This window comes from Clostridium sp. AM25-23AC, assembly GCF_003435125.1.
Classification (GTDB): Bacteria; Bacillota; Clostridia; order Lachnospirales; family Lachnospiraceae; genus Pilosibacter; species Pilosibacter fragilis.
This window is the reverse complement of sequence record NZ_QWGI01000004.1, coordinates 98519-123213: the sequence shown is the minus strand read 5'-3', so window position 1 is coordinate 123213 and position 24695 is coordinate 98519. Positions and strand designations below refer to the sequence as shown.

The following is a 24695-nucleotide window of genomic DNA, read 5'->3' as shown; positions in this document are numbered from 1 at the left end:
TACCCCCTTTTCTAACTTTCTGCCAGGCAGGTGAGAATTTCTGAACTGCCAAGGCTGTAACGGATCCCCTCAACGGTGGTGATGATTTTTCTGATCTCCTCTTCCTTAAAATAGAAGTAGCTGTTTAACGCAGCCGCGGAATACGGATCATTCCGTCCGGATTTGCTGTACACAGCATCCAGAAGCGCCCGGAACAGGGAATGCAGTTCCGGATTCTCCTGCTGTTCGCCGGATGCCCGAAAGATCCGGTTTCCGTAGCGGGTCCCCTTTAGGATCCGGTCGAATTCCTCTATAGACGGCGCTTCGGCAAGCTCTCTTGCCTGAGACTTTTTTAAACGGTGCCATACGGGGATCAGAAGCTCCATAATGGCATCGGCAGATAATTTGTAGTGGCGTTTCGCTCTTGCGAGCCATTCAATATTTAAAAGATCGATCTTTTCACCGGCACAGTCGGCGATGGCCTCCCGGTCGTCTTTTGAAAGCTGGTCTTTTAAACTTTTCCAGAAACGGATGAAGTACAGGATGTCCAGAGCAGATTCGAACTCAGACAGGGAAGTGATGCCCTGATCCCTTAAGTCCTTTAACGGACCATAATAAGGGGTGTTCTGAATGCTGTCCAGATATTCGTCCAGATCTTTTGAATCAGTCAGGGCGGTGAAATCCAGGTGGGAGTGCTTTCGGAAGAAGGGCTCAAAGCTCTTAAAGTTCAAATCTGAGCGTTTTCCGGAAACCGCGTCCCTCAGACACCGTTTCATGACATCGATCTCGAAATGGAGAAAGTAGAGATCCAGAAATTTTCTCTGGGTTCCGTTTGCGAATCGGAACAGCCTTGAGAAATCACCGTAGAGGGAGTGCCACAAAAGCTCTTCGATCTTACTTCTGTGGAGTTCCTCATTTTCGACACCGGAAAAAACATCCCTGTAGGCGGGAGAACTTTTCAGGTATTCGACCGCAGCAGGTACATTCTCCATTCCCGCGAGGACCGAGAACTCATCATCCGTGAGGAAATGCCCGCGCATCGCGGCAAGCTTGGCAGCGATCGCACTGTAAGTGATGAGACTTCCCATAGATCACACCTCGGTCATAGAACGGAAGAGGGAGTCCACATACCAGGAATGCTTTTCTTCGTAATGCTGTTCCAGGCGGGCGATCTGGTCACCGGCGGCGGTTTTCTGCCTGTCAAGCTCCGCGGCGGCTTCTGCCTCCATTTTCTGGCGCATGGACTGGATCTCCAGTTCGGTTTCATGATTCAGCTCCTTGTCAAACTGTTTCGTCTTTGCCTCATATTCTGCTGCAAGAGTTTTTTTCTTGTCAGCAGCGCCGTCTAAGATCGCGACAGTCTTTTCTTCAATCTGGGAGAGCTGATTGATGATATTGTTCATTGATTTGTCTCCTTTCTGAGAAGGATTTTCCCTCATCCGGGGGGATGGGGCCAGAAACCTCGGAGTTTTATGCGGTAAAATTCAAGTCAGGTTTTCCTGGGTGTCTGACCCCGGTAACATTATAATATAGCTTGAAAATCAGGAATTTCAAATATATAATAATTATGCTATTATAACATGAATGTTATAATAATCGGAAAATGCTATAAATGAACGAAAAATTAGCACAAAATTAACATGATCGTTAAGGCGCGAAAGAAAAAGGGGGAATGATATGGAAATCCAGCAGTTTCGGTATTTTTTGGCGGCAGCGCGGTATGAAAATCTGACAAAAGCGGCAGAAGATCTGCATATCGCCCAGCCGGCATTGTCCCAGTCCATCAAGCGTCTGGAGACGGAGCTCGGCGTAAGCCTTTTTGACCGGAAAAATCACCGGATCGAGCTCAACGAACAGGGGAAACTCCTGAAAAAACGCCTGATCCCGATTCTGGAATCCATCGATAATCTAAAGGATGAGCTCTGGGAGTCGGTTTATTCATCGGAGCGCACGATCTATTTAAATTTCCTGTCCGCGTCGAACCTCATTACGAACAGTATTATTTCCTATCGGGCCCTGAAACCGGATGTCCAGTTTCAGGTATCCCAGCTTGAGATGACGGAGAGCTGTGATATCCATATCGAATCAAGGATCGCTATATCTGTGACGCCTCCGCATCCGCAGGAACTTCCGGATGGCGTGGTAAGACGGGAATATCTGAGGGAGGAGATTTTTCTGGCAGTACCGCCGGATTCAAAGTTTGCGAAACATAAGACCGTCGATCTGCGGGAAGTGAAGGAAGAAAATTTCATCCGTCTCGGAAACGGCTGGCAGCTCCGCGGGATCTGCGATGATTTCTGCCGGAGAGCGGGGATCCGCCCTCAGGCGGTGTTTGAGAGCAACAGTCCGGAGTCGGTGCGCAACCTGATCGCGGCAGGGCTTGGAATCGGCTTCTGGCCGGAAAAAGCCTGGGGTGGAAAGCCGGGGCATGGTGTTGTCCTGATCCCGATCCGTTACCCGAACTGCAGGCGTGACCTGGTGGTCACGGTGTTTGAGCAGGCAGGAAATAAGCCGGTGGTGGATGAGTTTGTGAATTATTTCTGTAAGTATTTTGAGAAAGACCCGTCGGGGATGGGAGATGTGACGGTGTAAGAATGTAGTATAAATGAAAAAAGAACTCTGAAGTCAGCAATAGGGCGGGATCCATCGGAATCCCGCCCTAAATATTGGCTTTAGAGCTTTTTTGAATTTGATATTCCAATAAGTTATTACTCCGCTGTTAGAAATTCCTTCGCGACATAGGCTTCCTGTCCGTTGTACTTGATGACGGCCCAGGTATCGTCGTGGTCGCGGAGATATTCAACGGATGCGCCCGGGTCCAGTTTTCCGATGCGGTCAGCGTCGGTGGACGGTTCTTTGCGGACGTTCAAGGTCGTTGTTGTCTTGTAGGAGGAGCCGGAAGCTGTGCTCTCCGGTTCAGTCTCCGGGGCTGTGGTCTCTGCTGTTTCCGTTGTGATCACTGGTGCGGAGGTCTCCTCTGTAGCCGGTTTCTTCGGCGTGAGGACACGGATCAGGACGATCAGGATGATCACGAGGACGATCGGAACCACAAATTTTAAAAGATCAGCCGGCTGCATGCCGCTTCCGGACTGCCGGGAACCGGCGCTGCGGTTTCTGGACTGCTGGGGACGGCTACCGGCCGGGCGTCTTCCGCGGGGGGCTTTCCCGTTGTCTGCAAAGGAGTAGATCTCCTGGGACAGCACGTGGTAGGCCTGGTTTGCATTGTAGGCACCGTTATCGCCGTTTTTTGCGGCTTTTGTGCCGATGTCGTAGATCTGTAAGTAGTGCTCGGCGGTGGATTTTGAGATCCAGCCGTTGTTGTAGAGCTCGTGGATCATAGAGTCCATGGAGCCTTCCATGATCCCCGCCTGTTCACATTGGAGCTTAACCATGTATTCCACGGTCTGTTTTGCTTTGATCATGGACTGGTTGTATTGTTTTTGTCCCATGAGACGCTCGGTCTCCTGAACATTCTGACGGATCTTATCCCATCCGTTAGGAATGTCGTTTCTTGCCATATAAATCCCTCCGTTTTATGTATTTTAACGGCGCGTGAAGGTGAAAATCCGGTGCCGGTGAAGGTGCCGGATACTCACAGATGCCGTTTTCTTCTATGTAATGCTGTGCGCCTGATGAAACGATCACAGACACGAAAAGAGCGATTTTGTCAGCCATTATCTTTATTATACTGGAACAGTGGGAAAATTGCACGAAAAATTTTTGGACAATTTAAGAATTTTCTGTTTCCAAAAGATATATTGAAAGAAAAATTCTGCGCGTCACTGTTACCTTGCAAAATAAGGCTTTCAATGATAAAATGAGACACAAGCAATATCAGGAGGAAATACATTATGAGATTACGCCATATCAAAGGCGCGGAAGAAGAGATTGCTGAGAGCCCATATGTGGTCCAGGATCCGCAGTCACTGAAGGGAAGGTGGCATGAATTTTTTGGAAACGATAATCCGATCCGCATTGAGGTCGGAATGGGAAAAGGAAAATTCATCATGGAGCTTGCCCAGATGAACCCGGATATCAATTACGTGGGAATCGAGCGTTACTCCAGCGTTCTGCTTCGCGGACTTCAGAAGCGCGCGGAGCTGGAGCTTTCTAATATTTATTTTATGAGGATCGATGCCTTAGAGCTTACGGAGGTGTTCGCGGATAATGAGGTGGAGCGGATCTACTTAAATTTCTCGGATCCGTGGCCGAAGGACCGTCATGCGAAGCGCCGCCTGACATCAGACCGTTTCCTTGCCGTGTATGATAAGATTTTACAGCCGGACGGAATTATCGAGTTTAAGACCGACAATCAGGACCTGTTCCGCTATTCTTTAGAATCCATTCCGGAGGCAGGCTGGCAGGTGACATCCCATACATTTGATCTTCACCACAGCGATATGGCCGAGGGAAATGTTATGACAGAGTACGAGACGAAGTTCTCCGCGGAGGGCAAGCCGATCTGTAAGCTGACCGCCCGCCGTGATAAGTCATAAATATCTGCATATAATAGACGTGAAATGACGGAAAGGCCGTGTGCCGGATGAGTATGTGGGCATGCGTAAAGCGGTGGCTCTCACAGGCAACCTGCGACAAGATGGAACTGAATCGGAAAATTATCCGGATCAGGAAATGTTTTGACGAGGCAAATGATGTTGTCTGCGGCAGAAAGAAAAAATAAGCGCGGCAGAGAGGTTTTCTGTGACCGCCGGAGCGGTAAGCGAATGCGGTGGAAAAGCTTTGAATGCAGCAGGATATTAATGGAAGGAGAAAATAATATGGAAACAGTATTTACAAGCGCAAATTTTGATGCTGATGTTCTGGGCTCAGAGATCCCGGTAGTTGTGGATTTCTTTGCGACATGGTGCTGCCCGTGCCGTATGATGGCTCCGGTGATCGAAGAGCTCGCTGAGGAGTACGACGGAAAAGTAAAGATCGGCAAACTCGATGTAGACGAGAACAGTGATATTGCTGCCCGCTACGGAGTTATGTCTATCCCGACGATCATTCTTTTCAAGGATGGAGAAATTTTTTCCAAGGGCGTTGGACTTCAGGATAAAGAAGTTCTGGAAAATGCGATCAAAGAGATGTTGTAAGAAACAGGGACAAAAAAGCCGGCAAACCCGCATGTTTGCTGGCTTTTTTAATCGTTTCATTTGTACCTGTTTTTTGAAAAACAAAAAAATTAAAAAAATTTCAAAAAAGGTGTTGACTTTTTTCTTGGTTTATCCTATAATACAAAACGTGCCACGGATGAGGCAAACAAAACAAAGAAAAACAACAAACCAAGCACCTTTAGCTCAGCTGGTAGAGCAGTAGACTCTTAATCTATTTGTCCAGGGTTCGAATCCCTGAAGGTGCACGAAAAAAAGCACTGTTTTAGCGGATGATAAGCCGCCGGGACGGTGTTTTTTGTTACACTGATATCGAATCATTCAATAATCATATCATTCGTTCAAATATTTGTTATCCATTATATATTCCCGATTTTATGATTTTAATTTAATTTTAAAATGTGATATACTATATAAATAGAAAAAGTGTATGAAAAATTTACCAACAGGATCCTCATTTAGGGGATCCTGTTTCGGAATCACAGGTAATTAAAGGGAGATTAAAAGGATGAAAGAGATCAAGATCACAGAGATCGAAAATATCAGGATCGGCAGCGCGGAGAATAAGGAAGCGGGGACCGGGTGCACGGTTATTATCTGCGAGCGGGGCGCGGCAGCCGGGCTGGATGTGCGTGGAGGCGGCCCGGCATCCAGGGAATCGGAGCTCTTAAAGCCCATGGCGGCGGCTGACGTGATCCAGGCAGTTTTACTCAGCGGCGGAAGTGCGTTCGGTCTGGACGCGGCTGGGGGCGTTATGGAGTATCTGGAAGAACGTGGGATCGGCTTTGATGTGGGAATCACGAAGGTACCGCTTGTATGCGAGTCCTGCCTGTTTGACCTGATGGTCGGGGATTTTAAGACGAGACCGGATAAGGCCATGGGATACGCGGCATGCGAGGGCGCGGAGAAGAATAATTATCAGGATGGAAACTTCGGCGCTGGAACAGGCGCGTCCGTCGGAAAGCTGGGGGACAAGTCTCTCTGCATGAAGGGCGGAATCGGAAGCTATGCGGTGCAGATTGGGGATCTGAAGGTCGGCGCAATCGTTGCGGTGAATGCGAGAGGCGATATCTATGACTGGAAGGACGGAAAGAAGGTGGCCGGTCTTTTAAATGCGGACAGGAAGACATTTGCGGACACAGAAGAAGCCGTTTATAAGAGCTATGAAGTGGTCAAGAACAAGTTCACCGGCGCAACAGAGAATACGACCATCGGTGCGGTGATTACGAACGCGGCATTCCCGAAGAGCAGCCTCTGCAAGATCGCCGGGATGGCTCACGACGGCTATGCGCGGGCGATCCGCCCTGTTCATACTTCTTCCGACGGAGACAGCATCTACGCGCTGTCTGTGGGCGATGTGAAGGCAGATCAGGATATGGTCGGAACCCTCGGTGCCCAGGTTATGGCGGAGGCGATCCTGAGGGCTGTGAGGAGCGCGGAGTCGGCCTATGGACTTGTTGGAGCGAAGGATTTGTAAAAATAGTGAAAAAGAGCGGCTGCCCGGCAAAGCTTTGCCGATATGACAGCCGCTTTTTCTATACGGTTACATCTGTCCTGTCACGCGCAGGTACAGACCAAGCTCCATCTCAAGCGCCTCTGAAATTCCGCGCTCATCTAATTGGAAATGGCAGTTATGGTGCGGGGAAGAGGTAATCGGGCGTTCGGGATCAGCCATTCCGATCTGAAAGTAGGCACCCGGCTTCTCAAGAAGATAGTAGGCAAAATCCTCACCGCCAAGGGCATCCGGGCGCTCGTAGACGGTATATCCGAGGTCTCTTGTGACACTGCGGACCGTTTCGATCTCCTCCGGCACGTTGATGGCTGCCGGATAGCCCAGAGTCGTGGTCACATCGCAGGTGAGGCCGAATCCGGCGCAGATCCCCCTGCTGATGGAGTGGATGGAGTCAAAGACTTTGTCGATCAGGTCATTGTTTAAAGTGCGGACATTGCCGCCGAGAGTCACAGTGTCCGTGATGATATTCGGATACTGGCCGCCATTTATATAGGAAACCGTAAGAACACCGCCTTCCAGCGGATTCTTTTTCTCAGCCAGGATCTGGTTTAAAGCAGATCCGACCATGCAGGCCACGGGGACCGGGTTCAGGGCATTCTGCGGATAACCGCCATGACCGCCCTTTCCATGGATCTTCACTTCATAAATACCGATCGCTGCGGAATACGCCCGGGGAGTCACGGCGATGGTGCCGAGCGGAAACGCGGAAGCACAGTGGAAACCATAGATGAGATCGACATCCTTCATGACACCTTCCTCGCAGAGCGCCTTAGCGCCTCCCGGGAGCTTTTCCTCGGCTGCCTGAAAGATCAGCTTCACAGTTCCACGGACAAGCTCCGGATGTGCTGTGAGAACCTTTGCGAAGGTTAAAAGGACTGCGGTATGGATATCGTGTCCGCAGGCATGCATAACGCCGGGAACCTCGGACTTAAACGGGAGATCATTTTCTTCCTCCACCGGGAGCGCGTCGATGTCCGCGCGGAACGCGATGCATGGACCGTTTTTTTCACCTTTTATGACAGCGACCGTGCTGGTTCCGGAGATCCCTTCCATCAGCGGGACGCCCAGGGCATTCAGGCTGCTGCGGATGTAATCGGCAGTGTCTGTCTCCTGAAAGGAGAGCTCCGGGTGTCGGTGCAGGTAACGGCGTGTTTCGATCAGTTCTTTTTCATAAGGGCTTGTGATGGACTTGACAAATTCTTTCATATAAAACCTCCGTTTTTCTCGTTTATACTATTTATAGGAACAACTTATTGGAACAACAGCTTATTGGTCTGTGGCTGGATCAAACGACACATTTGCGATCACGACTTCATTGTTAGTCCCGACCCGCATCGCCGGTCCCCAGACACCGGCGCCGGAGGTGACAATAGACGTCATAGCCCCCTTTTTCAGGACTCCGCAGGCGTTTTCCCAGAGAAAATGGACCACAAGGTTTGCCGGAAACATCTGACCGTCATGGGTGTGGCCGGAGAGGTCCAGATCGACACCGGCATCGGAGGCTTCTGACAATTCTCCCGGCTGGTGATCCATGACGATGATGGGAAGTGAGGGATCGAGAGGTTCGGTGATCTCAGCAAAGGTTTTCCGCGGGAGCTGTTCTTTTTTTGCCATATCCTTATCCCGGCGGCCGACAAGATAGAATGCATTATTGATGCAGACGGTCTCGTCCTCCAGCATCGTGATACCGGCGTGGTGCAGAAATTCCGTAAACCGCCCGTCCCGGACGATCGTTTCCTTCTGTGGAAATGTGAATCCGGCGAGGATCTTCTCGCTTACGTCATGGTTGCCCCAGCAGGCGTATGTGCCGTACCGGCTCTTGATATCGGATAGAATGTCAGCCACCTCATCCGGGTCCTTGATCGCGTTGTAATCATTGTCGAAGAGATCTCCGGCAATGCAGACGAGATCGACATTTTGGGAGTTAATGGTGTCTACGATCTTTCTTACATGGGACTTCGTGGAGTTGTATCCAAGGTGAAGATCCGCGATCAGGGCGATCTTAAGTCCCGGAAGAGAAGAACTCTTTTCGATGACGACCGGATCCTGCCGCACATAGACCCGTCTTGCATGCAGGACACCGTAAATGCTGACCATAAGGATCAGGCCAATGGCAAAGCCGCCAAAGATCACGAGATTTTTCGGCATGGTATGCAGCATGGCCGGGTACCGGTATTTCATAAAGAAGGAATGGCCGGTGACACGGCGGATCACGTCGAAGGTGATGATAAAAAGCAGAATATATTCCAGAGTGCCGAGCCAGTAGTTGCTGATCACCCGGAGAAAATGGTGAAGTGGTTCTTTTGTGATCAGAAATCCGGTCAGCGGGCTGACGGCAAAAAACAGATAGAGGACTGTGACAGGGATCCTGAAAAACAGTGAATGAAGCGCCGGGGAGCAGGAATCCGCCCAGGCGTAGAGCCATAAAAGAATGTATGCCTGAAATAACAGGTAGACCGGAGATAAAAATACAGCTAACATGAGATACTCCTGATGCTTCGTGGACAGGAATGGTGTATAATGATTCCTGTACGGTGGTTTATGGTGTAAGTATAGCGAACACTTTAACAATTTGCAATGGAAAAGAAGAAAAGAGGTTGTTATGATCGAGCTGACAGGAATGATCTCCATTCCATATTTAAAGAAGACAACATTTACCGGAAGTGAAAAGGGAACGAATTTTATGATCCGGAAGATCAGCGGAGAGGAAGGCGAGCCGGATAAGATCCAGGCGATCACCTGGCCGGGGCCGTTTATTTTTTCTGTGACGGAAGATGAAAAAAAGACGTATCAGGAATTTGAGTTCAGCGAGGACGGGATCAAAGCGGCAGTAGCCTGGCTGAATGAGGTGACATAGAGAGGAATCCTGTATACAAAAAGGCCCGGAAGTTTTCGGGGTGAAAATATTTTAAGAACGAGTATGACCGGTGAAGTTAAGCCGGTTATACTCGTTCCCTGTTTTATAGACTTTAGCCGATCTGCGTATACAGAGCATTAGATCTGATGTACAGATGTGGGAGACGTTCCCTACATCGACGGTGTTCTCGCCACAAGATCCAGTGTCACATCCGTAAATCTCTGCTTTAAGAGCGCGCAGATCTCCTTCCGCTGCTCCATAAGCTTCGGGATCATGTCCTCGGTGAGCTGGAGTTTTGCGCACCACGGCGCATCGGCCTTTGGGTCTGCGGCAGCGGGATCCGGGTACACGCGGACGCGGAAATCGCGGAATCCAAGGTCGGAGAGGGATTTCTCCGCCCATTCCACATCCCTTAATACAGAAGCTTCGATGGAAATTCCCGACGGAACTCTCGTCGCAAGACAGGCGTAGGCGGGCTTGTTCCATGTAAATAATCCGGCATTTCGGGAATATTCCCGGAGTGCCGTTTTTGTTATTCCGGAAAGGCGCAGCGGGGACAGTACCTTCATTTCTTTTAAAGCGCGCATGCCCGGGCGGTCACCGGCGTCATCGGAGGCATTCGTTCCGTCCATGATCTCGGTAAAGCCGTCCTCCTTTGCGGCTTTCAGGATTCCGCCGAATACCTGATTCTTGCAGTAGTAGCAGCGGTCTTTCGGATTGCTCTTTACGACTTTATCCGTCAGCACATCAAAGGGCAGGACCGTCATGTCCGCGTGTAATGATTCAGCGAGAAGCTTCGCGTCATCTAACTCAAATTGCGGCTGGAACGGAGTGGAGACATAGTAAGCATGTACATTTGCTCCGCAGGCCTTTGCGGCATAGAGAAGATAAGAGGAATCCGTTCCGCCGGAAAAAGCAAGAGCGATGGTAGAATGCTCCGCAAAAAATTCCCGGAGTGCGGCCGGAACGCAGTCTATGGAAACGTTGATCGTGTTGTTCATAAGGAATTCTCCGTCCTTTCATATTCTCAAGTTGAACGTCCGTGAGACTTGCCGCGTGATTCTGGTCAGAGAAGCTGACATATTTCTATCAAAATCACTGCGCATCCTCGCGGAGCGTTTATCTTAGCAGTCTCGTACGGGTGGTCATATCTTCATAGCAAATTGGTAGGTTTAATTCACTCATTATAATTCGCAGAGACGTAGAAGTCAAGCTTGTAACCGGGAAGGCGTTACCGTCAGGCGGAATTCCCGATTTTTATAGATTTTCAGTATTTTCATTTCAGTATGTTTGTTATATCATAGATGAATAAAATGGCAAGGAGGATGCAGGCTATGGAAGACAGAGGACTAATCGTGAAGACATCCGCGTATATAGACCGTCACAGGGACGAGATGCTGTCGCTATGGGAAAAGATCGTTTCTATCGAAAGCGGAACCCCGGATAAAGAGGGCGTTGACCGGGTAGGTGCGGTCTTAAAGGATGAACTGGAAAGTGCCGGAGTGGAGACAGCTGTGATCCCGATGGAACGTTTCGGAAACCTCCTGGCAGGTGTATGGAATAAAGAGGCAGCAGGCCAGCCCATCGTCCTGATCGGACACATGGACACGGTATTTGCGAAAGGCACGTTAGAGAAAAATCCGTTCCGCATCGATGAGAACGGAAATGCCCACGGACCGGGAGTTCTGGATATGAAGGCGGGACTTGTGATCGTTGTCTACGTTTTAAAGGCGCTCCATGAGTACGGATATGGGAAACGCCCGATCCGCGTTGTCTTTGCGGGAGATGAGGAGAACGGACACCGTCAGACAAATGCGGAGTCAGAGATCCGGAAACTCTGCGCGGGATGCGCGGCGGCATTCAACTTTGAGACGGGATTTATCGATGACGGACTCGTTGTTGGAAGAAAAGGTTCCTGCCGTGTGACACTCACCGTTCACGGAGTCGCGGCCCACGCTGGAAATGATCCGCAGCGCGGAAGAAACGCGATTTTGGAGATGGCGCATAAGATCATCGAGATCCAGAAGCTTCATGACTTTGAACATGGACTTTTTGTGAATGTAGGTGTGATTCAGGGCGGAACGGTTGCAAACGCAGTGGCTGCGTCCTGTGAGGTTGGAATCGACATCCGCTACGACAGCTTTGAACGCCTTGAGGAAACACTTCAGGCGATCAAAAAGATTGCGGAGACGAGAACTGTCCCGGATACGACGGCAGATGTGACCTGGACGAAGCCGAGCACGGTAATGCCGGTATCGGAGAAAAATCTGGAACTTTTCCGCCATGTCCAGAAGACGGCAGACATGATCGGTTACGGAAAGCTGCAGACAAAGAAAGTTGGCGGCTGGTCCGATTCCTGCCTGGCTGCGGCGGAAGGCGTTCCGGTAGTTTGCGCCATGGGCGTCAAGGGCGCGAACAATCATTCAATGGAGGAGTATGCGGTAGCTGAGACACTGTTTTCCAGAGCGAAACTGGCGTTGGCTTCCATCATTACGTTTTGACAGACATGAAAGAGACAAGAAAAAAATATGACATGCTGACGGACAATCCGGGAAAATCCCTGCTTTTCTTCGTGCTTCCGATGATACTCGGAAATCTTTTTCAGCAGTTTTACAACATCACGGACTCAGTAGTGGTAGGAAAATTCGTCGGGGAACAGGCGTTAGCGGCGGTTGGCGCATCCTATGCGATCACGAACGTCTTTATTGCCATCGCCATCGGCGGCGGAATCGGAAGCTCCGTGGTGATCTCCCAGTTTCTGGGAGCGGGAAAACTCGCGAAGATGAAGACGGCAGTCTACACAACGATGTTCAATTTCCTTGGGATTGCGGCGTTTCTGGCAGCAGTGGGGCTCCTGTTCAACAATCGGATCCTGAATCTCGTCAACGTACCGGAGGATATTTTCTCGGATGCGGCGCTGTATCTGGCGATCTACTTTCTCGGACTGCCGTTCCTGTTCATGTATAACGTTCAGGCATCGATCTTCAACGCACTGGGAGATTCAAAGAAGCCGCTGTACCTTTTGATCTTTTCTTCCCTGTTAAACATCGTGCTGGACATGATCCTCGTGATCATTTTCAAGCAGGGTGTCCGTGGCGTTGCGTTGGCGACATTGATCGCACAGGGAATCTCGGCGGTGATCTCGTTCCTGCTTCTGATGCGCAAGCTAAAGGGGTATCCTGCCGAGGAACCGGTGCGTCTCTACAGCGGAGAGATGGCGGTCTCCATGGTGAAGATCGCCGTTCCGTCCACACTGCAGCAGTCCATCGTCCATATCGGAATCCTGCTGGTCCAGTCTGTGATCAACAGCTTCGGCTCCACGGCGATCGCCGGATACTCCGCGGGCATGCGGATCGAGTCCTTAAGCATCGTGCCAATGCTCGCCATGGGAAATGCCATGTCAACCTTCACAGCCCAGAATATGGGGGCCGGAAAGATCGACCGGGTGAAGGAAGGTTACCGGATGTGCTATGTGATCGTCCTGACGGCGGGTGCGGTGCTCTGCGTGATGTACCAGCTGGCAGGAGGAGCATTCGTGTCCCTGTTCCTTGACAGCGGCAGCAGTGAAGCATATTCGGTGGGACTCAGTTATGTGAAGTTCTTATCGTTTTTCTACTCGTTTATCGGCCTCAAGGCGTCCACGGACGGTCTGCTGCGCGGCGCAGGTGATGTGACGGCATTTACGGTGGCAAACCTCGTGAATCTCGCGATCCGTGTCAGCGTGACGAACCTGTTTGCACCGATTTATGGAATCCAGGTAGCATGGATGGCGGTTCCCCTTGGCTGGGCTGCGAATTATGTGATCTCGTTTGGATGGTATCTGACAGGAAAATGGAAGAAGGTCCGCGTGATAAAGAAGTAAGATATAGATAGGTATACAGTATCAATTACAGAAGAAAGGACAGAAATCATGGAACAGAAAATACTTGCTTACTTAAAAGAACATGAGACGGAGATCTTTGAGGACTTAAAATCTCTGGTCCTGACAGAGGCCAGCACTTCAGATATTGAGGCTCTGGCAAAGGTGCGGGAAAAGCTGGTCATGCTGATCAAGGAGCGCACAGGAGAGGACTGCTTTGTCTACGAGGCGGAGAACGGACACTGTCCGGTGCGGTTCCAGTATGGAAAGGGTACGGAGAAGATCCTGTTTATCGGTCATTATGACACCGTACATCTCATCGGTGCGCTGAAGTATTATACAGAAGGAAATGGGCTCCACGGGCCGGGTGTTTATGACATGAAAGGCGGACTTATTTCCGCGATCTGGACTGTAAAGGCATATAAGGATCTTGGGATCGATCCGGGAAAGAGGCTGGAATTCATCTTTAACGGTGACGAGGAGACCGGAAGTGCTGAGTCTACCGATATCATTTGTGAGCTTGCGAAGGACGCGAAGGCGGCGCTTGTCTGCGAGCCGTGTACAGCGAACGGAGATTTAAAGACAGGAAGAAAAGGCCTTGTCCGTTTTACCGTAAGGATTCACGGAAAGGCATCCCATGCGGGAAATGCCCATAAAGAGGGGATCAATGCCATCGAGGAGCTGGCACATGAGATCCTCGCGATCCAGAAACTGACAGATTACGAGGCTGGAACTACCGTCAATGTGGGCGTTTGCAGTGGCGGTACAAAACCGAACGTTGTCCCGGCCGAGGCAGAGATCGAGATCGACTGCCGCGTAAAGACAGCCGCCGAGGGAGACAGGGTCCGCAAGGCGATCAACGAGATCAGGACGACGGTTCCGGGAACCACAAGGGAAGTCATCGAACGTGACAGCAAGATGCCGATGGAGGAGACGGAGGCGAACATGGCGCTCTTCGAGAAGGCGAAGATCTGCGGCGAGAAGGTCGGGCTTAAGTTTTCCCATCAGTTTGTGGGCGGCGGCAGCGATGGAAACGAGGTATCTGCTATGGGTATCCCGACCCTTGACGGTCTCGGCGCAGCCGGTGACGGGGCCCACTCCGCAAACGAGTACATCCTGATCGACCAGTATATTCCGAGGATCGCGATGCTGGCTTCGTTTGTGCTGACGATCTGAGAGATTTCAATATATAAGATATAAACAGAGAGCGTATTGCCTAAAAAAGGTGGTACGCTCTCTGTTTATAAGAAGCTATTTAGTTTTTGATCGGAAACGTGATCTGCGCCTTAAACAGGTCACCATCGATGATCAGCTCGAACTTTCCGCCCTGAAGAGTTGTCAGGTCTTTCGCGATGGAAAGTCCAAGTCCGCTTCCCTCCGTGGTTCGGGAAACGTCACCGCGGACGAATCGCTCGGTGAGCTCATCCGGGCTGATGTTTAACGGGTTTGCGGACACATTCTTGATCGTGAACACAACGTCGGCGCCATGGTCTTCGATCGTGACGTAGACGCGGGTTCCCTCTAACGCGTACTTGAACGCGTTATTATAGAGGTTTTCAAGGACACGCCATAGCCTTCGTCCGTCTGCCTCGATCATGATGACCTCGTTCGGAAGTGTGTTGACGATCTCCAGATGGCGGATCGCGTATTTTTCCTCAAATTCTCCGGTCGTCTGCTGGACAAGTTCCACGAAATCGATATTTGTGATCTCCAGCTTGATATTTCCGGAGCTTGCGCGGGAAGCTTCCACAAGATCCTCGGTCAGTGTCTTTAACCTCTGGGATTTCTGATCCAGAACCTCCAGATATTTCTGAACCGTCGGGTCTTCAATGTGCTGGCGCTTGATGAGATCCACATAGTTGATGATGGAGGTCAACGGTGTCTTGATATCGTGGGACACGTTCGTGATCAGGTCGGCCTTCAGGCGTTCGCTCTTTACCTGTTCGGCAAGAGCTGTCTCCAGACCGTCACTGATACGGTTCAGTCCTTCGGCGAGTTCCGCCTCCAGACTCGAGAAATCATTGACATCCACCTTGTAGCTCGTCTCCCCGGAGGCGAGTTTTTCGATGGCGGCATGGATCTTGTCAGTCTGGTCCGCATTCCGGTAGATAAAGTAGAATACCAGAAGGTTTCCGGCGATCCAGGCGATCATCACGAAGATGAACGGCATGAACTGGAAAACGGAATTTTCATGATGGAAGATCATGAATGCCCCCACGGTGATCATGAATACGTTGTATGCAAGATACAGCACAAAGCCTATTGTGATCCGGTAGCGGAACGTGCTCTCGGAGAGTGTTTCTGTAAGATCATGTAGAAAGCTGTTCTTCCAGAGTGTCTCCGCCTTGTATCTGCGGATCAGGCTGAAGAAGGTCAGGATGACGCAGAAATACAGGTATCCGAAGGCCACCAGCAGGTTCGCGCGGTCCCAGTAATCTGATGTCACTACCAGGTGCAGGAGCTTTGATGTCACCGGCGCCATGATGTGGATGCAGAGGTAGGACACGAATGCCATCAGGAGCAGCATGAAATCCGTTTTTGTCCGGTCAAACGGGTAAAGCGTGATGGTCCGGTCAGAGATCGACGCATGTCCGGACAGGAACAGAAGGAACGCGAAGGTCACGAGGGAACCGGCAAGTCCCGCGATCGTAATATAAAGTCCGTTGGAGAAATTCACGCGGGACTTATTATAGGCGGTATATGCCTGAGCATAGTCATCGTTCGCCTTATAGGATGTGTCGAGACCGATGACCACATAGTAGCTGTTGCCGTTGTACGGGTTATTTTTCGACATCAGCGCCGGGATACTCGGAAAGTTGGATTCGAAGTTCGTCCGGACCGCAAGGTCGTTGGAGTCTCCGGAATAGTAGATATATCTTCCCATGGCCATAATGTCATCGTTGGACATCTCCGGCGCGTTGGTATGGATCTCATAGATCGCATTATTTTTTGAGTAGTACGCCACGCGGAAATAGAGATTCGTAAAGTCGCTCATGAGTCTCGAATAGATCGAGTAGTAGGAAGAGAAACGCCTTAAGATCTCATATATCAGATCCGGCATCGTCGAGAAAGACTGATCCGGGCTCGTTAAGTCTTCCTCAGACTGGTAGCAGCGGTAGCGGACATAGACCTGTTCCTGATCTTCCTCGGAGAGCGTCTCCGGACCGCCCTTTAACGCGTAATTGTCGGACTCGTCCATGTAGTAGCCCAGGGATTTTCCGTACTGGATAATATCGTCCAGAGTATAGGATTTCTCACCGCCAGGTCCCGTGGTGACTTCCAGAACGATCTTGGAGTAGTCGACCTCGCCGTTGGATTCAAAAATATCCTGATACTGGACATAATCAAAGATATTTGTGATATCCGCCTGAACCTTTTTGCTGAAATCCGGGGACTGTTCGAAGGTCTCCGTTTTGATCCAGTCCAGACCGCGCCCGTAGTTGCTGTTTAAATACATGAACCCGATCCCCACGAGTGTCACGCAGGCAAAGAGAAAGTGAAGGAAGCCGACGAGACGCTTGAAGAATGAGTTTGTCTTTTTTTCTGCCATCTGGACTCTCCTTACTGTTTCTCGATCTTATAGCCGACGCCCCAGACTACCTTTAAGTAGCGGGGTTCTTTCGGGTTGATCTCGATCTTCTCGCGGATGTGGCGGATGTGGACCGCAACGGTATTATCCGCGCCAATTGCGTCTTCATTCCAGATTTTTTCATAAATTTGATCAATAGAGAAAACTTTCCCCGCGTTCTTTACGAGAAGAAGCAGGATGTTGTATTCGATCGGTGTCAGCTTGATCGGCTCTCCGTCGACGGTAACTTCCTTGTTCTCATCGTTGATCATCAGTCCACCGCACTTGTAGACCTGGGAGCTGCCCTGCTGGTTCAAATTGCCGAGCTGGGTGTAGCGGCGGAGCTGGGATTTCACGCGGGCTACGAGTTCTAATGGGTTAAACGGCTTTGTAATGTAGTCGTCAGCGCCGATGTTTAACCCTAAGATCTTATCGGTATCCTCGGATTTCGCGGAGAGGATGATGATCGGGATACTGCTGGTTTCGCGGACCTTAAGTGTGGTGCGGATTCCGTCGAGACCCGGCATCATGACATCCACGATCATTAAGTTTACTTCATTCTTCTCCAGAAGCTCCAGTGCTTCGTAGCCGTCGTAGGCCTTAATTACATTGAAACCTTCGCCGGTCAGATAAATATTGATCGCCTCTACGATCTGTTTGTCGTCATCGCAGACGAGAATGGTTGGCATAATCGATTCCTCCTCATATCAGACATAATAAAAGATGAAAAATCGTAACTGATCATGTTTCCAGTTACAAAAAAATCAAATCAAAGAAAAAAATATATCATAATCCAGTATAGCATAAAAATGACGCAAAAACATAAGGAACGTTCTTAAATTTTTATGTAGAGATGTAAAGGAGTGTTATAGTACACGGATACTCCATGCCCGCGCACTGTAACAGGATTTTGCCGATGCTTCGCATTCCGAATCGGCAAAATCCGCGGCCATAACGGTATCATACGGAATTTTTAGTTCAGAAAATTCCTACCCATGAAAAGTAACAAAGGTGTTACTGTATTGTACAAAAATTTCAGTTCAGAAAAGCTTTTGGTACGACGCGGCGATTTGATGCAGTGGAATAGGTAAAAAAATATGAACGCAAAAATTTGTGTATAATGTTGTGAAAGCGAGGGATAAATAATCACGCAAGAGGTTAAAATAATAAAAAAATATAGAAAACTTTGTGAGATTTGTACAAAATACATATTTTACCGTGAAAAGGTTGATAATAGTTGTGCAATGTGTTATGATTGAGTTAACTTAAAAAAGAAGCCGTGATAGGAGAGCAAAATGTGATCAGCTAACGATTAGCTGTTGTTTGGTGCGCTCCTTTTCTTTTTGAGAAATGGAGAAAAGTTTAGTGAAACGTTATTTTTATCATGCATTGGAAGAAAACCCGATCATCGCAGCGATCAAAAACATGGAGGATCTGGAGCTTTGCTGTTCGCTGGAAGAGATCCGCGTGGTATTTGTCCTGTTCGGCGATATCTGTACGATCCGGACGATCGTAAAACGTTTAAAGGACGCCGGGAAGATCGTGATCGTGCATGTAGACCTGATCGTGGGTTTAAGCAGCAAGGAGATCGTGGTGGACTTCATTAAAATGTCGACGGAGGCAGATGGGATCATTAGTACAAAGGTCCCACTGATCAGGCGGGGAAATGAACTGGATTTCATAACGGTCCAGAGGTGCTTTTTGCTGGATTCCATGGCGTATGAAAATTTAAGACAGCAGCAGCATCAGGTAAAGCCGGATTATATCGAGGTTCTTCCGGGAATCATGCCACAGGTCATCTCAAAGATGTGTAAGGTGTCGAAAGCGCCGATCATCGCAGGCGGACTGATCTCCGAGAAGGAATCCGTTATGAGTGCTCTCACAGCGGGAGCAATGGCAGTTTCATCTACGAAGCATGAAGTCTGGAAGCTGTGAATAGACTGATAACACAAGCTGTTTCAATGCCGGGAAAAGGGCAATTGAGATAAAGCATGGGAAAAACTATATTGAAGGAGGAATTGGTATGGCAAAGTATGTAATGGCACTCGACGCGGGGACAACCAGCAACAGGTGTATCCTGTTCAACGAAAAAGGTGAGATGTGCAGTGTAGCGCAGAGAGAGTTTACCCAGTACTTCCCGAAGCCGGGCTGGGTAGAGCACGATGCAGACGAGATCTGGGCAAGTATGCTGGGGGTTGCCGTAGAGGCGATGAACATGATCGGTGCCACCGCAGAGGACATCGCGGCGATCGGTATTACAAACCAGCGTGAGACAACGATCATCTGGGATAAGAATACCGGAGAGCCGATCCATCACGCGATCGTCTGGCAGTGCCGCAGAACATCGGAATACTGCGACACCTTAAAAGAAAAAGGCCTGACCGACAAGTTCAGAGAGAAAACAGGCCTCGTGATCGATGCATACTTCTCAGGCACAAAGGTAAAATGGCTGCTTGACAATGTACCGGGCGCGAGAGAAAGAGCGGAGAAGGGCGAGCTGTTATTCGGTACGGTTGAGACATGGCTGATCTGGAAACTTACAAAGGGCGCGGTTCATGTCACAGACTATTCCAACGCGTCCCGTACAATGCTCTTCAATATCAATACTTTACAGTGGGACGATGAGATCTTAGCGGAACTCGATATCCCGAAGTGCATTCTCCCGGAGCCGAAGCCGTCAAGCTGTATTTACGGTGAGACAGACCCGTCTTACCTCGGCGGACCGATCCCGATCGGAGGCGCTGCAGGTGACCAGCAGTCCGCACTGTTCGGACAGACCTGCTTCAATCCTGGTGAAGCGAAGAATACATACGGAACCGGCTGCTTCATGTTGATGAACACCGGTGAGAAGCCGATCTTCTCAAAGAACGGTCTTGTTACAACAATTGCATGGGGCTTAGACGGAAAAGTCAACTACGCACTCGAGGGCTCTATCTTCGTTGCAGGCGCTGCGATCCAGTGGCTCCGCGATGAGTTAAGAATTATCGATTCCGCACCGGATTCCGAGTACATGGCAAAGAAAGTAAAAGATACGAACGGCTGCTATGTTGTACCGGCATTCACAGGTCTCGGAGCTCCGCACTGGGATCAGTACGCGCGCGGAACGATCGTAGGAATCACCCGTGGTGTCAATAAGTACCACATTATCCGTGCGACTCTGGAATCTCTCGCATACCAGGTAAATGACGTTCTGGAAGCGATGAAGGCAGATTCCGGTATCGAGCTTGCGGCTCTTAAGGTTGACGGCGGCGCAAGTGCCAACGACTTCTTAATGCAGACACAGGCCGATATCATCAACGCACCGGTGAACCGTCCGCAGTGCGTAGAGACAACCGCTATGGGTGCCGCTTATCTTGCAGGTCTCGCAGTTGGTTACTGGAGCAGCAAGGAAGACGTTATCAAGAACTGGGCGATCGATAAGACCTTTGAGCCGAAGATCGAGGCTGCTGAGAGAGAGAAAAGGATCAAGGGATGGAATAAGGCTGTGAAATACGCTTACGGCTGGGCAAAAGAAGATTAAACCAGATATTAAATGAGGAAAAGGTTTTGGGTAAGACGTGCGGCTTGTAAAAAATGGACTTGAATGGGAATCATTACCCGAAGTTGCGGGAACAAATCAGAAAGTTTTGAAAAAGCAGAAAACTGTCTCCGGCTTTTGAGGGGAACGAAAGCCGGAGATGCCTAAAACAACAAAAAGGGGGATTTTCTATGCTGCCTTATATTGCAGAGTTTCTTGGAACCATGATGCTTATCATCCTCGGTGATGGTGTTGTTGCAAACGTAAACCTCAACAAGTCCGGAATGAAAGGTGCAGGAGCTGTCCAGATCACACTGGCATGGGGCCTTGCGGTTCTGGTACCGGCATTTATCTTCGGAGAAGCTTCCGGCGCGTCCTTCAACCCGGCGCTCACGATCGCACTGGCAGTAGAGGGAAGCTTCGCATGGTCTATGGTGCCCGGATATGTGATCGCACAGCTGGCAGGTGCATTTGTCGGCGCATCGATCGTTTACCTGCTCTTCAAGGGACAGTTTGACGCTACAGAAGATCCGGGAACAAAGCTTGGCGTATTCTGTACAGGTCCATCGATCCCGAACACTGGATTAAACATTTTAAGCGAAGCAGTCGGTACATTCATCCTCGTTTTCGCGATCAAAGGTATCGGCAATGTAACAGGACTTTCCACAGGTGTTGATAAACTCTTCGTATTCGGAATCATCGTTTCCGTAGGTATGTCCCTCGGCGGACTTACCGGTTATGCGATCAACCCGGCAAGAGACTTAGGACCTCGTCTTGCACATGCAGTCCTTCCGATCAAGGACAAAGGCGATTCCAACTTCTCTTACGGTCTCGTAGTTCCGATCGTTGGACCGATCATCGGCGCAATCGTGGCGGTTCTCCTTTATGGAGCGATCCCGTGGTAGGATAAAATAACAGAGGGCTGTGCCCGGTGCAGTACAGCTTGACAATCAGATAATTATGGCATGAGATGAGAGAGCCTGACAGGATAACCGCATAAGGGTATGCGTTTACTTGGCGGGCTCTTTTTTCTCAAGGACGGATGCCGCCGGCTCCCCAAGGTTGTGGGATATGGCGGAAAACTTCTAAAAGAGACAGGATGTAAAGGAGTGAACGGTAAATGTATGATGTGATCATAATCGGAGCAGGCGTAGCCGGATCGGCATCTGCGAGGGAATTGTCGCGGTATCAGGCAAAGATCTGTGTGCTGGAGAAAGAAGAGGACGTGTGCTGTGGCACTTCCAAGGCAAACAGCGCCATCGTCCATGCGGGCTATGACGCGGCGGAAGGTTCCCTGATGGCGAAACTCAATGTGCGCGGAAACGAGATGATGGAACAGATGTCGAAAGACCTGGATTTCCCATTCAAAAGAAATGGTTCGCTGGTAGTATGTCTGCATAAGGACGAGATGTCAGGTCTCGAAACTCTCTATAAAAGGGGAATTGCAAATGGAGTACCGGATCTTCGGATCTTAAACAGGGAAGAACTCCGGGCGATGGAGCCGAATATTTCCGATGAGGCATGCGCAGCTCTCTACGCGCCCACGGGCGGAATCGTATGTCCGTTTAACTTAAATATCGCTATGGCGGAGAATGCCAACGCGAATGGAGTAGAATTCCATTTTGATACGGAGGTCACCGACTTAAGACCGGTGGAAGACGGCTGGGAGATCCGGACAAGCAAGGGCACGTATAAGACGCGGTATGTCGTGAACGCGGCGGGTGTCTACGCAGACAAATTCCACAATATGGTAAGCAACAAGAAGATCCATATCACCCCAAGACGTGGAGATTACTGTCTGCTCGATAAAACTGCCGGAAATCATGTGAGCCATACGGTGTTTGCTCTTCCCGGAAAATACGGAAAAGGCGTTCTCGTGACACCGACGGTCCACGGAAATCTGTTGGTGGGACCGACAGCAATCGATATTGAGAATAAAGAGGGAACCAATACTACGAGAGAGGGCTTAAATGAAGTTATCACAAAGGCAGAGATGAATGTGAAGAACATTCCGATGCGTCAGGTGATCACTTCTTTCGCCGGACTCCGTGCCCATGAGGATGGACATGAATTCCTGATCGGTGAGCTGGAGGACGCAAAAGGCTTTATCGACTGTGCGGGAATCGAGTCTCCGGGTCTGACAAGCTCCCCTGCGATCGGCGAGATGGTGGCGGATATCCTGAAAGAGAAGATGGATCTCAGGGAAAAAGAGAACTTCATCGCGACGAGAAAAGGTGTTCTGAATCCGAATACTTTAAGTAAGGAAGAACGAATCCAGTTAATTAAGGAAAAACCAGAGTACGGAAATATTATCTGCCGATGCGAGATGATTACAGAAGGCGAGATCATCGATGCGATCCGAAGACCTTTAGGCGCAAAATCCTTAGACGGAGTAAAACGCAGAACGAGAGCCGGAATGGGGCGCTGTCAGGCAGGCTTCTGTTCTCCGAGAACTATGGAGATCCTTGCGAGAGAATGCCATAAGAGCATGTTTGAGATCACAAAATCCGGCGGAAACTCGCAGATCGTCAAGGGAATCAATAAGGATTCGTTATAAAAGGGAGGTGTCAGAGCATGAAATCGTATGATATTGTGATCATCGGAGGCGGACCGGCGGGTCTTGCCGCTGCAGTTTCCGCGAAAAAAAACGGAATCGAGAGTATTCTGATCCTGGAACGTGACAGGGAGTTGGGCGGAATCTTAAACCAGTGCATTCATAACGGCTTTGGACTCCACACCTTCAAGGAAGAACTTACGGGTCCGGAGTACGCGGGACGGTTTATTAAACAGGCAGAAGAATTAAATATCGAGTATAAACTGAACACTATGGTTATGGATATCAGTGAGCAGAAGATCGTGACGGCCATGAACCGGGAAGAAGGTCTCTTCGAGATCCGGGCGAAAGCAGTGATCCTCGCAATGGGATGCAGAGAGCGGTCGAGAGGCGCTTTAAGTATTCCCGGATACCGCCCGGCGGGAATCTTCTCTGCAGGTACGGCTCAGAGGCTTGTAAACATTGAGGGATATATGCCGGGACGCGAAGTTGTGATCTTAGGTTCCGGAGATATCGGACTCATCATGGCGAGACGAATGACGCTTGAGGGCGCGAAGGTTAAAGTCGTTGCGGAGCTGATGCCGTATTCCGGCGGATTAAAGAGAAATATCGTCCAGTGTCTCGATGATTATGGAATTCCGCTAAAGTTGAGCCATACGGTGGTGGACATCAAGGGAAAAGAGAGGTTGGAAGGAATTACACTGGCCCAGGTAGACGGAAAAGGAAATCCGATTCCCGGAACGGAAGAGGAATACAGCTGTGATACGCTGCTTCTCTCCGTCGGATTGATCCCGGAGAATGAGATATCCAGGGGAATGGGCGTGGACATGAACCCGGTGACATCCGGTCCGAAGGTCAACGAAAGTCTTGAGACGAATATTGAGGGTGTTTTCGCCTGCGGAAATGTGCTTCATGTCCATGATCTCGTGGATTTTGTATCTGAGGAGGCGGCGATTGCCGGAAAGAATGCGGCGGCCTATGTGAAACAGGGCGAGAACCGTCCGTCCGGCGGACATGAGATCGTCTTAAATCCGATCGAAGGTGTGCGCTACACAGTTCCGGGAACCATCGATCCGGCGAGAATGGACGAGGAGCTGACCGTTCGTTTCCGCGTGGGTGGTGTTTATAAGAACTGCTATGTGAGTGCGTATTTCGGTGACGAACGTGTGATCCACAGAAAACGTCCGGTCGTGGCACCGGGGGAGATGGAGGAACTGAAATTCAAAAAGGCAGATCTTTTGAAATATCCGGATCTTGAGACGATCACGGTCAAAATCGAGGAGGCATAGACGATGGAGGAAAGAAGATTAACATGTATCGGCTGTCCGATGGGCTGTCCTCTTGTCGTAACGATGGACGGCGGTGAGGTCGTAAGCGTGACGGGAAATACCTGTAAGCGCGGCGAGATCTATGGACGGAAAGAAGTGACAAACCCGACGAGGATCGTGACTTCCACAGTCCGGGTATCCGGCGGAAGTATCGACATGGTGTCGGTGAAGACGAAAGAAGATATCCCGAAGGGAAAGATCTTTGACTGTGTGAAAGCGTTAAAGACAGTCGAGGTTGCTGCTCCGGTGCATATCGGGGATGTGATCATGAAGGACGTTGCCGGAACGGGAGTTGATGTTGTGGCGACGAAGAACGTGGAGTAAGAGTAAGTAAGGTCAATAAATGCAAGAAATATAGGTGATGATTGAGGTGCTGTCCGCTTACCGTTTTCTGAGGAGAATGGAA

Annotated in this window: 23 protein-coding genes and 1 tRNA gene; 16 read left to right on the top strand and 8 right to left on the bottom strand. The window is 49.9% G+C overall.

Annotated elements, in window-relative coordinates; all coding sequences use genetic code 11:
* Positions 1-11: 11 nt before the first annotated feature.
* Together DW677_RS04030 and DW677_RS04025 are read right to left on the bottom strand one after the other, a co-directional pair.
* Positions 12-1067: a V-type ATPase subunit gene (locus DW677_RS04030; RefSeq protein WP_117470996.1), complete on the bottom strand. Its 1056-nt coding sequence runs from the start codon at positions 1065-1067 to the stop codon at positions 12-14.
* A 3-nt stretch (positions 1068-1070) separates the two neighbouring features.
* On the bottom strand, positions 1071-1382 hold the full coding sequence (locus tag DW677_RS04025) for an ATPase (RefSeq protein ID WP_117483838.1): 312 nt from the start codon (positions 1380-1382) through the stop codon (positions 1071-1073).
* A gap of 274 nt (positions 1383-1656) precedes the next feature.
* On the opposite strand from DW677_RS04025, the gene DW677_RS04020 reads away from it, so the two are divergent.
* On the top strand, positions 1657-2571 hold the full coding sequence (locus DW677_RS04020; RefSeq protein WP_117470994.1) for a LysR family transcriptional regulator: 915 nt from the start codon (positions 1657-1659) through the stop codon (positions 2569-2571).
* Positions 2572-2687: 116 nt separating this feature from the next.
* On the opposite strand, the gene DW677_RS04015 is transcribed toward DW677_RS04020, so the two are convergent.
* Positions 2688-3497 carry an SH3 domain-containing protein gene (locus DW677_RS04015; RefSeq protein ID WP_015552858.1) on the bottom strand — a complete coding sequence of 270 codons (810 nt, stop codon included), beginning with the start codon at positions 3495-3497 and terminating at the stop codon, positions 2688-2690.
* 333 nt (positions 3498-3830) lie between these two features.
* On the opposite strand from DW677_RS04015, the gene trmB reads away from it, so the two are divergent.
* The 5 genes from trmB to DW677_RS03995 all read left to right on the top strand — a co-directional run bounded on the left by trmB (position 3831) and on the right by DW677_RS03995 (position 6570).
* Positions 3831-4475 (top strand): tRNA (guanosine(46)-N7)-methyltransferase TrmB, encoded by a 645-nt coding sequence (trmB, locus tag DW677_RS04010; RefSeq protein WP_117470993.1) that lies wholly within the window; start codon positions 3831-3833, stop codon positions 4473-4475.
* A 47-nt stretch (positions 4476-4522) separates the two neighbouring features.
* A complete protein-coding gene (locus DW677_RS18245; RefSeq protein ID WP_165859928.1) occupies positions 4523-4660 on the top strand; it encodes a hypothetical protein in 138 nt (45 codons plus the stop codon).
* Positions 4661-4757: 97 nt separating this feature from the next.
* A complete protein-coding gene (gene trxA / locus DW677_RS04005; protein WP_117566521.1) occupies positions 4758-5075 on the top strand; it encodes a thioredoxin in 318 nt (105 codons plus the stop codon).
* Between the two features lie 193 nt (positions 5076-5268).
* Positions 5269-5341, top strand: a tRNA-Lys gene (locus DW677_RS04000).
* 260 nt (positions 5342-5601) lie between these two features.
* A complete protein-coding gene (locus tag DW677_RS03995) occupies positions 5602-6570 on the top strand; it encodes a P1 family peptidase (protein WP_015552862.1) in 969 nt (322 codons plus the stop codon).
* 66 nt (positions 6571-6636) lie between these two features.
* Here DW677_RS03995 and DW677_RS03990 read toward each other — a convergent pair whose 3' ends face one another.
* Together DW677_RS03990 and DW677_RS03985 are read right to left on the bottom strand one after the other, a co-directional pair.
* On the bottom strand, positions 6637-7812 hold the full coding sequence (locus DW677_RS03990; protein ID WP_117566520.1) for an amidohydrolase: 1176 nt from the start codon (positions 7810-7812) through the stop codon (positions 6637-6639).
* A 60-nt stretch (positions 7813-7872) separates the two neighbouring features.
* Positions 7873-9087 carry a metallophosphoesterase gene (locus DW677_RS03985; RefSeq protein WP_158553035.1) on the bottom strand — a complete coding sequence of 405 codons (1215 nt, stop codon included), beginning with the start codon at positions 9085-9087 and terminating at the stop codon, positions 7873-7875.
* Between the two features lie 121 nt (positions 9088-9208).
* Between DW677_RS03985 and DW677_RS03980 the strand changes: the two genes are divergently transcribed.
* A complete protein-coding gene (locus DW677_RS03980; protein WP_117503604.1) occupies positions 9209-9463 on the top strand; it encodes a hypothetical protein in 255 nt (84 codons plus the stop codon).
* 170 nt (positions 9464-9633) lie between these two features.
* On the opposite strand, the gene larE is transcribed toward DW677_RS03980, so the two are convergent.
* Positions 9634-10464 (bottom strand): ATP-dependent sacrificial sulfur transferase LarE, encoded by an 831-nt coding sequence (larE, locus tag DW677_RS03975; protein WP_117471185.1) that lies wholly within the window; start codon positions 10462-10464, stop codon positions 9634-9636.
* Between the two features lie 333 nt (positions 10465-10797).
* Between larE and DW677_RS03970 the strand changes: the two genes are divergently transcribed.
* The 3 genes from DW677_RS03970 to DW677_RS03960 are packed head-to-tail and all read left to right on the top strand — an operon-like array spanning position 10798 to position 14498.
* On the top strand, positions 10798-11964 hold the full coding sequence (locus DW677_RS03970; RefSeq protein WP_117471186.1) for a M20 family metallopeptidase: 1167 nt from the start codon (positions 10798-10800) through the stop codon (positions 11962-11964).
* A gap of 5 nt (positions 11965-11969) precedes the next feature.
* Entirely contained in the window at positions 11970-13325 is a 1356-nt protein-coding gene (locus DW677_RS03965; RefSeq protein ID WP_117471200.1) for an MATE family efflux transporter, read from the top strand.
* 48 nt (positions 13326-13373) lie between these two features.
* On the top strand, positions 13374-14498 hold the full coding sequence (locus DW677_RS03960) for a M20 family metallopeptidase (RefSeq protein WP_117471187.1): 1125 nt from the start codon (positions 13374-13376) through the stop codon (positions 14496-14498).
* Between the two features lie 79 nt (positions 14499-14577).
* Here the strand turns inward: DW677_RS03960 and DW677_RS03955 are convergent, their stop codons facing one another.
* Together DW677_RS03955 and DW677_RS03950 are read right to left on the bottom strand one after the other, a co-directional pair.
* Positions 14578-16872, bottom strand: a complete 2295-nt coding sequence (locus DW677_RS03955) for a HAMP domain-containing sensor histidine kinase (RefSeq protein ID WP_117471188.1) — start codon at positions 16870-16872, stop codon at positions 14578-14580.
* A gap of 11 nt (positions 16873-16883) precedes the next feature.
* A complete protein-coding gene (locus DW677_RS03950) occupies positions 16884-17579 on the bottom strand; it encodes a response regulator transcription factor (protein ID WP_015552872.1) in 696 nt (231 codons plus the stop codon).
* Positions 17580-18255: 676 nt separating this feature from the next.
* Between DW677_RS03950 and DW677_RS03945 the strand changes: the two genes are divergently transcribed.
* The 6 genes from DW677_RS03945 to DW677_RS03920 all read left to right on the top strand — a co-directional run bounded on the left by DW677_RS03945 (position 18256) and on the right by DW677_RS03920 (position 24613).
* Positions 18256-18825, top strand: coding sequence for a glycerol-3-phosphate responsive antiterminator (locus DW677_RS03945; protein ID WP_117566519.1), 570 nt, complete (start codon positions 18256-18258; stop codon positions 18823-18825).
* Positions 18826-18913: 88 nt separating this feature from the next.
* Positions 18914-20410, top strand: a complete 1497-nt coding sequence (glpK, locus tag DW677_RS03940; RefSeq protein ID WP_117566518.1) for a glycerol kinase GlpK — start codon at positions 18914-18916, stop codon at positions 20408-20410.
* A 188-nt stretch (positions 20411-20598) separates the two neighbouring features.
* Positions 20599-21312, top strand: a complete 714-nt coding sequence (locus DW677_RS03935) for an MIP/aquaporin family protein (RefSeq protein WP_015552874.1) — start codon at positions 20599-20601, stop codon at positions 21310-21312.
* Positions 21313-21527: 215 nt separating this feature from the next.
* Positions 21528-22964: an NAD(P)/FAD-dependent oxidoreductase gene (locus DW677_RS03930; RefSeq protein WP_117566517.1), complete on the top strand. Its 1437-nt coding sequence runs from the start codon at positions 21528-21530 to the stop codon at positions 22962-22964.
* A 17-nt stretch (positions 22965-22981) separates the two neighbouring features.
* Entirely contained in the window at positions 22982-24250 is a 1269-nt protein-coding gene (locus DW677_RS03925; RefSeq protein WP_117566516.1) for an FAD-dependent oxidoreductase, read from the top strand.
* A 3-nt stretch (positions 24251-24253) separates the two neighbouring features.
* Positions 24254-24613 (top strand): DUF1667 domain-containing protein, encoded by a 360-nt coding sequence (locus tag DW677_RS03920; RefSeq protein ID WP_015552878.1) that lies wholly within the window; start codon positions 24254-24256, stop codon positions 24611-24613.
* Positions 24614-24695: the final 82 nt, after the last annotated feature.

Bases quoted from the DNA above. Each gene is read 5' to 3' on its own strand.
- DW677_RS03990 (WP_117566520.1), bottom strand. From the start codon at position 7,812: ATGAAAGAATTTGTCAAGTCCATCACAAGCCCTTATGAAAAAGAACTG.
- DW677_RS03965 (WP_117471200.1), top strand. From the start codon at position 11,970: ATGAAAGAGACAAGAAAAAAATATGACATGCTGACGGACAATCCGGGA.
- DW677_RS03985 (WP_158553035.1), bottom strand. From the start codon at position 9,087: ATGTTAGCTGTATTTTTATCTCCGGTCTACCTGTTATTTCAGGCATAC.
- DW677_RS04015 (WP_015552858.1), bottom strand. From the start codon at position 3,497: ATGGCAAGAAACGACATTCCTAACGGATGGGATAAGATCCGTCAGAAT.
- DW677_RS03955 (WP_117471188.1), bottom strand. From the start codon at position 16,872: ATGGCAGAAAAAAAGACAAACTCATTCTTCAAGCGTCTCGTCGGCTTC.
- DW677_RS04020 (WP_117470994.1), top strand. From the start codon at position 1,657: ATGGAAATCCAGCAGTTTCGGTATTTTTTGGCGGCAGCGCGGTATGAA.
- DW677_RS03950 (WP_015552872.1), bottom strand. From the start codon at position 17,579: ATGCCAACCATTCTCGTCTGCGATGACGACAAACAGATCGTAGAGGCG.
- DW677_RS03930 (WP_117566517.1), top strand. From the start codon at position 21,528: ATGTATGATGTGATCATAATCGGAGCAGGCGTAGCCGGATCGGCATCT.
- larE (WP_117471185.1), bottom strand. From the start codon at position 10,464: ATGAACAACACGATCAACGTTTCCATAGACTGCGTTCCGGCCGCACTC.
- DW677_RS03960 (WP_117471187.1), top strand. From the start codon at position 13,374: ATGGAACAGAAAATACTTGCTTACTTAAAAGAACATGAGACGGAGATC.
- DW677_RS03995 (WP_015552862.1), top strand. From the start codon at position 5,602: ATGAAAGAGATCAAGATCACAGAGATCGAAAATATCAGGATCGGCAGC.
- glpK (WP_117566518.1), top strand. From the start codon at position 18,914: ATGGCAAAGTATGTAATGGCACTCGACGCGGGGACAACCAGCAACAGG.
- DW677_RS18245 (WP_165859928.1), top strand. From the start codon at position 4,523: ATGAGTATGTGGGCATGCGTAAAGCGGTGGCTCTCACAGGCAACCTGC.
- DW677_RS03935 (WP_015552874.1), top strand. From the start codon at position 20,599: ATGCTGCCTTATATTGCAGAGTTTCTTGGAACCATGATGCTTATCATC.
- trmB (WP_117470993.1), top strand. From the start codon at position 3,831: ATGAGATTACGCCATATCAAAGGCGCGGAAGAAGAGATTGCTGAGAGC.
- DW677_RS03980 (WP_117503604.1), top strand. From the start codon at position 9,209: ATGATCGAGCTGACAGGAATGATCTCCATTCCATATTTAAAGAAGACA.
- DW677_RS03925 (WP_117566516.1), top strand. From the start codon at position 22,982: ATGAAATCGTATGATATTGTGATCATCGGAGGCGGACCGGCGGGTCTT.
- trxA (WP_117566521.1), top strand. From the start codon at position 4,758: ATGGAAACAGTATTTACAAGCGCAAATTTTGATGCTGATGTTCTGGGC.
- DW677_RS04030 (WP_117470996.1), bottom strand. From the start codon at position 1,067: ATGGGAAGTCTCATCACTTACAGTGCGATCGCTGCCAAGCTTGCCGCG.
- DW677_RS03970 (WP_117471186.1), top strand. From the start codon at position 10,798: ATGGAAGACAGAGGACTAATCGTGAAGACATCCGCGTATATAGACCGT.
- DW677_RS04025 (WP_117483838.1), bottom strand. From the start codon at position 1,382: ATGAACAATATCATCAATCAGCTCTCCCAGATTGAAGAAAAGACTGTC.
- DW677_RS03920 (WP_015552878.1), top strand. From the start codon at position 24,254: ATGGAGGAAAGAAGATTAACATGTATCGGCTGTCCGATGGGCTGTCCT.